This window comes from Halapricum salinum (assembly GCF_004799665.1).
In the GTDB taxonomy this organism is placed as follows: Archaea; Halobacteriota; Halobacteria; order Halobacteriales; family Haloarculaceae; genus Halapricum; species Halapricum salinum.
The window spans coordinates 2,194,335-2,205,770 of sequence record NZ_CP031310.1 but is presented as its reverse complement, the minus strand read 5'-3'; the positions used below and the strand labels follow the sequence as shown (position 1 = coordinate 2,205,770).

9 protein-coding genes are annotated in these 11,436 nt (G+C 53.1%); 6 read left to right on the top strand and 3 right to left on the bottom strand.

The genetic code is table 11. The annotated features are described in order from the left end of the window. Positions 1–26: 26 nt before the first annotated feature. A complete protein-coding gene (locus tag DV733_RS10970) occupies positions 27–1,784 on the bottom strand; it encodes a metallophosphoesterase family protein (protein ID WP_136342335.1) in 1,758 nt (585 codons plus the stop codon). A gap of 284 nt (positions 1,785–2,068) precedes the next feature. On the opposite strand from DV733_RS10970, the gene DV733_RS10965 reads away from it, so the two are divergent. From DV733_RS10965 to DV733_RS10940, 6 genes are all read left to right on the top strand, one after another. Then, the gene (locus DV733_RS10965; protein ID WP_049994655.1) at positions 2,069–3,448 is read left to right on the top strand and encodes a sulfatase-like hydrolase/transferase; all 1,380 of its coding nucleotides are present in this window, start codon (positions 2,069–2,071) and stop codon (positions 3,446–3,448) included. A 76-nt stretch (positions 3,449–3,524) separates the two neighbouring features. After that, positions 3,525–4,307 (top strand): glycosyltransferase family 2 protein, encoded by a 783-nt coding sequence (locus DV733_RS10960; RefSeq protein WP_049994656.1) that lies wholly within the window; start codon positions 3,525–3,527, stop codon positions 4,305–4,307. A gap of 165 nt (positions 4,308–4,472) precedes the next feature. Next, positions 4,473–5,357, top strand: a complete 885-nt coding sequence (locus DV733_RS10955) for an alkaline phosphatase family protein (RefSeq protein ID WP_136342334.1) — start codon at positions 4,473–4,475, stop codon at positions 5,355–5,357. Positions 5,358–5,444: 87 nt separating this feature from the next. Next, entirely contained in the window at positions 5,445–7,196 is a 1,752-nt protein-coding gene (locus DV733_RS10950; RefSeq protein WP_161569352.1) for a hypothetical protein, read from the top strand. Positions 7,197–7,261: 65 nt separating this feature from the next. Next, positions 7,262–8,209 (top strand): glycosyltransferase family 2 protein, encoded by a 948-nt coding sequence (locus tag DV733_RS10945; RefSeq protein ID WP_049994658.1) that lies wholly within the window; start codon positions 7,262–7,264, stop codon positions 8,207–8,209. Positions 8,210–8,271: 62 nt separating this feature from the next. Further along, positions 8,272–9,336 carry a glycosyltransferase family 4 protein gene (locus DV733_RS10940; protein WP_161569351.1) on the top strand — a complete coding sequence of 355 codons (1,065 nt, stop codon included), beginning with the start codon at positions 8,272–8,274 and terminating at the stop codon, positions 9,334–9,336. Here the strand turns inward: DV733_RS10940 and DV733_RS10935 are convergent. Beyond that, positions 9,327–10,166, bottom strand: coding sequence for a glycosyltransferase family 2 protein (locus DV733_RS10935; RefSeq protein ID WP_237560514.1), 840 nt, complete (start codon positions 10,164–10,166; stop codon positions 9,327–9,329). The two genes, DV733_RS10940 and DV733_RS10935, sit on opposite strands and share 10 nt — an antisense overlap. A 107-nt stretch (positions 10,167–10,273) precedes the next feature. After that, complete coding sequence (locus tag DV733_RS10930) at positions 10,274–11,296, bottom strand: glycosyltransferase family 2 protein (protein ID WP_049994661.1); 1,023 nt, start codon at positions 11,294–11,296, stop codon at positions 10,274–10,276. Positions 11,297–11,436 lie beyond the last annotated feature (140 nt).

The following is an 11,436-nucleotide window of genomic DNA, read 5'->3' as shown; positions in this document are numbered from 1 at the left end:
GTCATCCGCGAAAAAAGCCTGAAACATCATAGCGTGAAGTTCATATACGGGCTCATCCGAATGGACCAATCGAAAATCCGGAGTCCCTTTTGAGAACTCCCCTTGTTGCGTACCGTTGCGTTAAGCAACTTCCACGGATCATCCGGATCGCCACCATTCTCCGAATGGTCAACTGAAGGTATATGTTCATCCACTCTCCAAAGCCCATTAACTGTGTTGTGGTTTACACTTACGTCGAAACGACCGACTTCGTGGTCGTAGCGCATTTGATAATGAGTGGGCTCATTAGGCCACGGAAGCGTAGCGGTCCGTTGTCGGTCGCCGGACCCATCAGAGACTTGGCCCCAGAGAGTACCATCATTGAAATACAATCCTGCGTATGCCGATCTCGAGGCGCCCATAATCCCACCACGAGTCACCCACCCTGCAATCCCAGATGTGTCTGTTATCTGGATAACAACGTTTGTTATCCAATCAGTCCAATCCAATCCCTCATTCGCGACAAGTGGTGTGGGTCGTCGCTGGTAACGGAGTGCAGAATTACTGCCACTCTCTGCATCAGCTTTTAAATAATAATGTGGCTGCTGTCCTCCTGTCTCAATCGTAACCGACGAATCACTTCCAGTTGTTTCAACTGCATATCCATCAAGCGACTGAATACCGTCGGTATACTCCCACTCCATCGAATTGTAGTGTGATTCAGTGTTCGCCTGCGAGAAGCCATTAAAGCGCCAGTTTGTTGCATATCCGGTACCTGCGCCACGATATGACTGCTCAATACTGACATTCCCATTTTTATATACTGAGATTTTGGCGTAGGGGGTGATAGTCTCATCTAATTCAGTACTATTGATGCCACCAACAGAGTGAGGATAGTGTTGGTAGAGATACCGGGTTGACCCCCACTGCTGGAGCATCGACTTGACCCACGTTGGCTCTCGTCCGTATGTGTTGGAGTGGTGAGCATGCCCGAATGTACATAGGACGATATTATCGTAGGAATCCATAAGATGACTATACTTCTGTTCATTGTTGATGCCAATAGAATCGTAACCAGAGTGGTTTGCCGGCGGAATTGGATTATGAGTAAAGACGAGTATTGGTTTCTCAGTCGTTTTAAGCTCCGACTTGAACCATTCATATTGGCCTGCCGGAGTGCCACCCTGAATATCATCGGTACCATCGTAACTAGTGTTCAGTACGATGATCTTAGCTTGGTGGCGATCAATCGAATAAAAGGTGTCCGAGAGTGTTTCCATCTGTGGGTACGGATCAGCCCACCACATATCACCCCATGTCACTGACTCGTTGTGCTCATGGTTTCCAGCGACAGTCCGAATACCAATAGTACTGTCAAGAGAGGTTCTCATCCGGTCGTAGAATTCTTGATGATTCTCTTGGGACCCAGAGAGACTTGATTGGTCGTCAAACGCATTATCCCCGCCAAAAATGACAAAATCAGCACCCCACGAATTCATATCAGCAGCGAAATCACTGATTTTCGAGTTTAGCGCACTCGTACTAACGAACTGCTTTTGCTCTCCAGTCCCGTAGTGAGAGTCAGTCCAGTAACCAATTTTAAGCGGTTCGACATCCAGTTGTCCTGTGATTAATTTCCCGCCAATATGTGCGTCGTTGTCGGTGTATAGCCCGTAACCGTTAGTTGACTCGACCTTCCCCTCAACGCCTATTGTCTCCCCGCTTGTTGCCGTGTTATGTCCGAGAACCCCCACACCAGTGGCGTCTTGGATCTTTCCAATTATTTTATAGGGAAAGTCGGTCATATTCGTAGTAGTCACTGTTCTGGGGTTGATAACGTTAGCGATTCTGCCAAGTTCTCACGGAATTCAACCCCAGATGTAGATAATGCTAGTACTGGCTGGTGGTGAGTGCAAAAACGAAACTGTGATTGTATCAGGCAAAGGGGGAGGGCAGTCGGCCCGAACGTTGTTCCCGCGGTAGAAGAATTCAGATTCCTCATCACTGGCTAATAGGTCCAATAATAATACTTTGCATCGTTTGAGTCAAACACCGCAAACTTAAATTCTCAGAAAATACAGTACGTCGTATGGACGCAGTTTGGATCATCTTAGATTCCCTTTCCTTCGATGCTACTCCGTTCGACGATGACGGGCCCGAGACGATGCCGAACATCAAATCGTTAGCAACCAAGCACGGGACGATCTACACCGAGGCGTACTCACCGGGGCCCACAAGTCCGTCGTCGCATAGTTCGTTTTTTACTGGCGAACTGCCCTCTCGAACCGGGATGCATGAGGCGACGCCGTACTACGACGAAGAGTACCCGACAATAGTACAACGGCTGTCCGATACGCATCGGACGTTTATGATATCGTCTAATCCGTTTATTTTCAACGGTCTTGATAAGGGGGTAGATATGTACGACGATTTCCTCCAGAAGCAGTATTTGGTGTTCGAGAGTGCGACCGATCCTCGTGATGTCCCCAAGTCGAGTACCGACTCAAAGATCGACCTGCTTCGAAAAGTGGTATTCGAGGGAGGAAAACCCCTCCGCAGTTTCGTCAATGGCCTGAGCCTATACTACAAGAACTCGAAAGGACAGTCGCTCCTCCCCGAAGACTCCCCAGACGACGACGAAAAATACCAATACGCCGATACAACTAACAACAGAATCAAAGAGTTTCTCAGCCAGTCGTCTGGTGACTCCTTCGTCATCGCGAACTATATGGACATACACGCCCCGTTGGATGCCTCGTCTGAGTCCGTCAAGAAATTCAGCGACAAGCCTAGGGATGAACTTCCTGTCGGCGTTCGCGGTCAGGACGTCCACCGGGAGGTAACCGAGGGCAACACCGAACTAGGCGAGGATATGTACGATCTGTATAAGGCCACGATTACAGATACCGACCGAAAGATCTACCCACTGGTGAAAGAATTAGTTGAAGACGATACTTTTGTCGTCATAACTGCCGACCACGGAAACTGGTTCCGGAGAAGCCGTGACCTAGAACGAAAGCGGATACACGTTCCGCTCATCATCTTCTCACCGAACCACGAGGGCGGTCGGGTCGTTGACCATACGGTCAACCTCCGGTCGTTGCCAAAGACCACGATGATGGCGCTCAGGGGAGATGATGGCGGTTTCAGTGGCGCTGATCTTCTGTCTATCAAGGAGGATCAACTCTCGATAACAGAATTTATCCACAACTCGAAGGCTGACGGGAGTCCCGTGACGCCGACTGGTAGTATGGACGCCAGGTACGACTTCGCTCTTATCCGTGGCGACGCCAGGGTCGACCACATCGATGGCGAGTTCGTCGAACGGAGCGGGAAAAGCGCAGATCTCCATGATCTCAGGGAAACTGGAGAGGAGCTGGTAGACCAGAACTACCAGACGGGCAACGAGGGGGCAGACGTAACCACGGAGGCACAAGATCGCTTGCGCGAACTCGGATATATCGATTGAGAACACCCGTACCGGCCACTCAAAGAGCGGCGAGTAATACACGGTTTTATTATTTGTTTAGCACAAGTGGTGGTGGATGACCGACGTATCCGCAGTGATATTGACGCTCAACGAGGGTGATTTCCTGCGTGACTGCCTGGAAAGCATCGTCGATCTCGTCGACGAGATAATCATTGTCGACAGCGGGAGTGAGGATGATACAGTTGAAATTGCGAGCGAGTATGCCGATACGATTCTCCACGAAACCACGGAGCGAGGTGAGGGGTTTGACATCCTCAGACAATATGGTATCGATGCGGCAAACAACAAGTATATCCTCGACATCGACGCCGATGAGCGCGTCCCGTCCCCGTTGGCTGACCGCCTACGCGAAATAGTTGAGTCAGAACGGTACGATGTCGTCGATATACCCAGAAAGAATTGTTTTTTCGGCAAGTGGGCGAAAGGGGCCGGCTGGTGGCCAGCCTATAACCCGAAGCTGTATAACAAAGAGTGTGTAGAAATAACAAATGAATTGCATAACTTCATTGATGTAGTCCCCGATGCTCGACGGGGCAAAATACCTGACGAGGAGCAATACTGTCTGGTTCACATCAATTACCGGACCATCGAAGATATGATTGATTCGATGAACCGATACTCAACAATCGAGGCGAAAGAGAGGGATTTCTCTACCAAGATGGTTCTGTGGGACCCAATATTCGAGTTCACCGTTCGGTTCGTCTATCAGGGCGGGTGGCGATTGGGATACTTCGGACTCATTCTATGTTTACTGAGACTGTACTACAACCTCATCCTCGGAATGAAGTGCTTCGCGAGGCACAGAGGGTGGTACGATACTTCCAGCAGGAATGGGTAGCACCGAGTTGACAGCTGCAATAGGCCCGTCCTGCCCGAAGGTGGTTCCCAGAGTCGCAGCCGCAGACCGCCGTGGACATCATTCCACCGAAGAGAAGTTCACAGTGGAGATGTAGACAGATACAAATGGACAGGTGCATATTCACCGTGTACTGACGCGAATATAATGCCTAACCTCCTCTCCCATCTACGCAGATCTCTTTCAGAACCACACTTAGTACCGAGAGAGCTGAACCGACAGTACTACAGACTTAACAACAACCGATTCAACGACAGCGGTACTCCAGTGTTTGATCTCGACTGGGACAACCTCGTCATTCTGGACGCGTGTCGATACGACTTCTTCGTGGAGGCAGAAACTGAACTACCTGGCGAGACTAGTTCGCGAACATCGTGTGCAAGCACGACGACGGAGTTTTTGCGAGCGAACTTTGCTGACCGATCATTGAACGATAGTGTATGCGTGACCGGGAACGCCTGGTATCAAAAGCTTAGACAAGAACTTGATCTCGACTTCTATGCGTTCTTCGACGAGAACCATGAATCGTCGGGGCCACTAGTCAACCGAGTTCGAGAAATCGTTCCAGACTACCCCCACAAACGATTTATCGTCCACCTGCTACCACCACACACTCCATACGTTGGCCCTACTGCTGATCGGCACTTTCCAGGTTACGACGAGCAACACAGGATACTGACTGACTTCCGATCAAACGACATCTCTGACGATGTTCTTCACCAGGCATATAGAGAAAACATCGACCGAGTCTTGAGCCACGTCAGAGAGTTATTATCTATACTCGATGGGAAGACGATCGTCACAGCCGATCACGGGGAACTCCTCGGTGATAGACTACGGCCGATACCAATCAAAGATTACGGCCACTATTCCCAACTATACGTAAAAGAGCTAACCGAGGTCCCTCTACTGATCCACGACGATAATACTCGAAGAGAGATTAGGGCTGAACCACCGGAAAATGATAGACATCAAATGGATGAAGGTGCTGTAGAAGAACGGTTACGGAAACTAGGCTACATGGATGTGTAAATCAAAGATGGCCCCTCATTGTTCTCTTCTTTCAGGTTCTGCCCGTAATCCGTTGTACAATCTGAGAATGGGAATTCAGGATCATCGTTGAGCAAGATGAAAAAGAAAGAGAAGCTGGGAGTGAGTCTTGTTGCTTGCCTGTTAGCAGGTGCTGTCTTGGGCCTCAGGTTGCAGGCCCCGTATTTGTCGATTCCGAGTCTATTAGCCCTGATCGCAATCACTGTTTTCACTGGGCGTCTACTCCCGATCGGAACAGCAGGACTTGCACTAATATTCCTCTATGCAGGCCCACAGGCTGGAGCATTGTACATTAGAGGGTCACACGTTGGCGGACGCGTCGCCACGGAGATAGCCACACAGGGGTGGCCTCTCCCCTCTTCAGCAATCATACGAGGATTCCCTGAAACCCCGCTACTACACATCCACACTTTAATCGTGAATGCGATAACCGAGCTTGAGATATTACCAACTTCTCAACCCCAGATCCTTGTATCATGGCTTCTCCCTCTCTGGTACGTCAGTGTCGCTCTCCTCTTCGTACTCGTCACTGCGAGGCATTTCAGGGAATCCCAGCAGGTTCGGCGTCGCCTCCCGCCGGTCGGCATCATGATGATTCCCGTCGTCCTCTGGATTCCGCTCTACAGAGCAAAGACCGGCTTCTCGCGACAGAGTATCGCTGTCGCACTCTTCGCGCTCACGGTCTTCGTATTGTACCGGTGGTATCACTCACCGTCGAATCGGTGGGGTGTGATTGCACTATTTGGTGCCGGATCGACCGTCGTTTCCCACCACTTGACTTCGGTGATGCTAGGGATTTTCTTTGCAGTCGTCCTTCTATACGTCTTCAGTGAACGGACACTGGATCCGAGTTCGTTGGTAACGCCTCCAAAACCAGTACTAACCCAGATGGCGGCCCTCTATCTGTTTATTCTGGTGTTTTTCCTCATCTGGCAGTACGTGGTGACGACAGGCGGCATCAATTTCACAGTGTTGATCGCCAGTGTCGGATTCTCTGGAGAGAAACTCGGAACGATCCTGTCTTTCATCCTCGGGTCGGGAACGACTGAACAGGTCGGTCTTCCAGTCGCAGAACGAGGGCCGTTCATGCGCTTCCAGTCATTTTTCGGATACTGGCTCTATCAGTTACTCATCGGTATTGGGTGTGTGGTGGCATCCGCATACTGGTGGTTCCGGGGCAGGGATCTTGGGGGATGGGTGAACGTCGTAACAGTCTTCGGAGTCACCACTGGGATCCTCGCTGTCCTGTCGTGGGTTACTGGTATCGGTGATATTGCGAGAATTACCACGTTCTTTGTACTCGTGGGTGCGTGGATATCTCCAATAGGCGTCTATCTGGCATTCGACAGAGTCAACGAACATCGACTGACACTAACCCGGGTTTTCGTTCTGGGAACTGTAGTGGTCGGCCTATTGTTGATTCCACCCTACGTGGTGAGCGACGTAGAGCCTCGATATACACAAGCTGAGACGGATCAACGCTTTCCCGCGCAGTACTACGCAGGAGGGGAGTTTATCGGCCAGTACACGTCCGAAGAGACACCGATCGCTGGCGACGAAAACACCGAACACATATTGATTGCCACAACCGGGAGACAGGCGTCGAATCCACCCTCTGCAGTATTGAATGGAACCGTCCCGAACGGGGGAGTCCTGATGTTACTCGACTACAACGATCGGCTGTTTTTCGGTGCACACCGGTCGGTCGGAAATTATGCGATCGTCCCCACAGCGACATTCGAGACAGTCCAATCCAAGAATTCGATGATCTACTCGAATGGGAAGGCGACCATCTATACAGACACGCCGCCTTCAGAATGAGAGTAGCTGTTGTACTTCGGAGGACTTTGATACACCACGCCCCTTGGCACTGATACGAGAGCAGTATGGATTCAACTCCCCGCGTCGCCTGTGTCGTTCTCAACTGGAACTCCTACGACGACACAGCGAACTGTCTCGACTCGCTCCTCGACGTATCCTACGACAACCTTGATCTCATCTTGGTGGACAACGGATCGACAGACGGATCCGGTGAACGACTCGCTGAGTCGTTCCCAGAGGTCACGACCATCCTGAACGAGACAAACCTCGGATTCGGAGCTGGAATGAACATCGGGATCGAACGAGCGCTCGATCGCGGTGCGGACTACGTCGTGATCACGAACAACGATATCGTCGTCGAAAACCGAGAACTATTCTCCCGGTTGGCCGGCGTCATGGAGCGCTCCGAAGAGATCGGGATGCTGACGCCGACGGTGATGGAGTGGCCAGACACAGAAACAGTCTGGTTCGAGCAAGGATACGTCGACGAGCGAAGTGGAAACGCCAGCCACATGCAGTCACACCATTCGCTTCCGAATCTTCGCTTCGACCCGGAGATCGGGGACACGAGTCCGTTTGCTGAGGATGGCTTATTGCCGAACGATTACGTCCCGTTGTGCTTCGCTGTTATCCGCGCAGAGGTTTTCGACGAGATTGGACTCCTTCCCGAGGACTATTTTATGTACTACGAGGACATCGAATTCGCCACGAAGATGCGAAATCACGGCTATCGAATCGCCACAGATACCGAATCAGAGGTCTATCACCGCGTTTCGGGAAGTTCAGGCGGCGACCAATCCCCCCTCGCAGAGTACTACACGGTGCGAAATCGTCTACTGCTCGTCCGACGGGGGTCGACCTACGGCCTTCCGGCATATCTGATCTACGCGTGGTGGGTCTGGGTCAAATTCGCATACTATGTGATTACGCGCCGCTGGGCCTCACTCAAGGCCCTTAGTTTGGGAGCATACGACGGCCTCCGTGGGCAAAGCGGTCAAGGTAGATATCCATAGGACTGCTCAAAATGACGGATACGCAATCAGACCTCCGGGTTGGCATCAACGCGAGAACACTGATGCACGACGAGCCAGGCGGCGCGATTCAGGTGGCCCACGAGATTACCACACGCCTCTCCCAGAGATACGGCGACGTCACGCTCTTCGGCCACCGAAAGATAGCGGAGAAGTATCAGAACGTAACCCTCCGATCGACAGGGTTTCTATCGGAATCGCAGCTGTTCGGGCTTCTCTGGGAGCAGTCTGTCCTACCAGTGTCGGCCGCTCGCACCGATATTGACGTCTTGTTCTGTCCGAACGCGAACAACCCGATCGTACTCCCTGGCACACCCAGAGTGATCTGTGTCCACGATATTCTGAACTACCTCGGTCACGCGCCGTGGTACTACACTGCCTTGCAGCGTCTGCGCGTTCCGCTGTCGCTCAAGACTGCCGAATCCGTGGTCACCGTTTCGGAGTTTACTAAGCAGGAGCTGATGGACAAGATCGGTGTCGACGGAACGAAAATACGCGTGGTCCACAACGCGATCGACGACATCTTCTTCGACCCAGAGGGCAGCAAGCAGACAGCAGTTCCAGACGAATATCTGCTGTATGTCGGTGGGACACACAAGCGCAAGAACATCGACGGTGTCATCGAGGCGTTCAGGACACTGAAGCGGAAGGACAAGATTCCGCATAAACTCCTCCTCGTCGGCCCCGGGCCACGGTCGACGTATCAGGGCACAGGCATCGACTGGGAGAGTATCCAGAACGACCCGGATATCGTCACCGTCGGCTACGTGGACCAGCGTGAGCTGAAGTACATCTACGAAAACGCCGAGACGTTCGTCTTCCCCTCGTATTATGAGGGGTTCGGACTGCCCCCGCTCGAAGCGATGGCCTGCGAGACACCTGTCGTCGCATCCAATCGCGCTGCACTCCCGGAGGTTCTGGGAGAGGCTGCCGAATACGTCGACCCAGACTCGCCGTCGGATATCGCCAACGGAATCACGACACTACTCGACGATCCTGAACTTCGCGCCACCAGGGTCAGAGAGGGCAAAGAGCGCGCTGAGCGATTCCGCTGGGACAGAACGATCGACCAGTATCAGGAGATCCTAGAGGACGTTGCTCAGTCGTGACGTGACACGAGTTCGGCTCGATTACGGAACGCGGCCGTTGACCGCGGTACGGGCCGTAGATAGACGAGTACTGGATTGGTGAGTAGGCTGAAGGCTGCCAAGATTGCACGGCCGGGACGCCCGTTTGCTCTGAACGTCCGGACTCTCGCACGTGTCGTGCCGAGGAGCGTCAGGAAGTTCTCGATATTCGGCGCATAGAAGTCAGCCTTGTCCGGGTGGATCGAATACGTATCGAGTATTGCATAGATATCGACGCCAGCGTCCTGCAATCGAAGGGCCAAGTTGACATCCTCACACCGAGGGGCGAATTTCTCCTCGAAGACGATCCCATTCAGCGTCTTCTCGTATATTGTTCTCGGGATGATCACACCGTCGCCAGGAACGTAGTTTACCTTCGCAACTCCTGACAGGGAGTCGACGTCGTACGGCACCGAAAATCCATACGGTGAGTTGAGCCGAGCACATTTCGTCGATTTCGACACGCGGTGATTCTCACGCGCTGTCGTCCAGACAGCGTCTTCAGACACGTAGTCGGCTACCGTTTCGAAATACCCCTCCGCAAACGTCGTGTCGTGGTTGTAACAGCAGAGATACTCTCCGTCACTCTCTCTCATTCCAACTTCGATCCCGTTCGCGAACCCAAGGTTGGTCTCGTTCTCGAAGATACGAAGCCGATCTTCATCTGGGAATTCAGATCGGAGACGGTCAGGTGTGCCATCTGTGCTGTCGTTGTCGACGACGACGATTTCCAGATCATCGTAGGACTGCGATCGAACGGATTCGATAGAATGGAGAATCTTCTCACCGGGATTCCAGGTGAGAAAGATCACCGAAAACGTCGGCGAATTCATGGGATATGCGTGTCGAGGGCAGGCCGATATTCAAATCTGTCTGTACCGATCGTGATCCAGACTTCAGCACAAGGTTTCAGATTTTCTCACCGAATCCACGTCGCGAAGATCGTCCGCGACAAACCCAGCGCGTATCCGAGCTGCGGCTTCTTGGTCTCGCCGCCGTCGCGTTCCTCGATCGTGACGGGGATCTCCCTGATCCGGAGGCCGTTCTTGCGGGCTTCGATAATCAACTCGGGGGCGCTGAATCGTTCCTCGGTCAGCGTCAGTTCTTCAAGTCGGGAACCGCGGATGGCCCGATAACCGTTCGTGCAGTCAGTGATCTCGGACTTCGTCAGGAGGTTGATCATCCGCGTGAAGAACTGGATCCCAGTCTCGCGGACGGTGCCGTTACCCGAGCGGTCGACGCCGAGATAGCGCGAGCCCATCACGTAGTCGGCTTCGTCCTCGACGATCGGGCTGACCAGTCGATGAAGTTCGTCGGCGGGGTGCTGGCCGTCGGCGTCCATGGTCACGACGATCGCGGCGTCGTTGTCCAGCGCGATCTCGAAGCCGGTCTTGAGCGCGCCGCCCTGGCCCTGATTGACGTGGTGTTCGACGACCGTCGCGCCGTTGTACCGCGCCTGATCGGCCGTGTCGTCGGCCGAGCCGTCCGAGACCACGAGCGGGTGGATCTCGTAGCCACACACCGTTTCGGGAAGCGATTCGATCACCGACTTGATCGTCTTGCCCTCGTTGTACGCCGGGATGACGACGAAGATCTCCTCGGCTCCGCCGTCGGCCCTCGGTCCCTGATCGACAGATAGCGAGCGGTTCAGCTCGGTCACGTCACTCTTGAGCGAGCGAACGTAGCCGATGAAATACAAGAGCAGCGTCACCAGCACGAGATTCCCGATCAGCGACGCGACGACGAACCGCTGTTCGATGTTCAGAATATCTCCGGCGAAGTAGAACAGGTTCGGGACCGTGACGAACGCGGCGAGCCCGCCGGCGATGACCAGCGAGATCAGCAGATCGGTCTTGATGAACCGTCGTCGATAGCGTTCGAGTCCCCAGCCGAGCACCACGAGGGCAGAGCCGAGGAAGAGGGCGTCGACAGCACTTATCATGTGAGGGGGCCTCCGTACGAACCGGTACGTTTCAATCTATCCGTATCTGGGTTTGATTAGAAGATAATACCTTTGGTTTCCACAACACTAGACGGTCGATGATGACGTATCGACCGCACACCAGCCGCGAGGTGACGAGT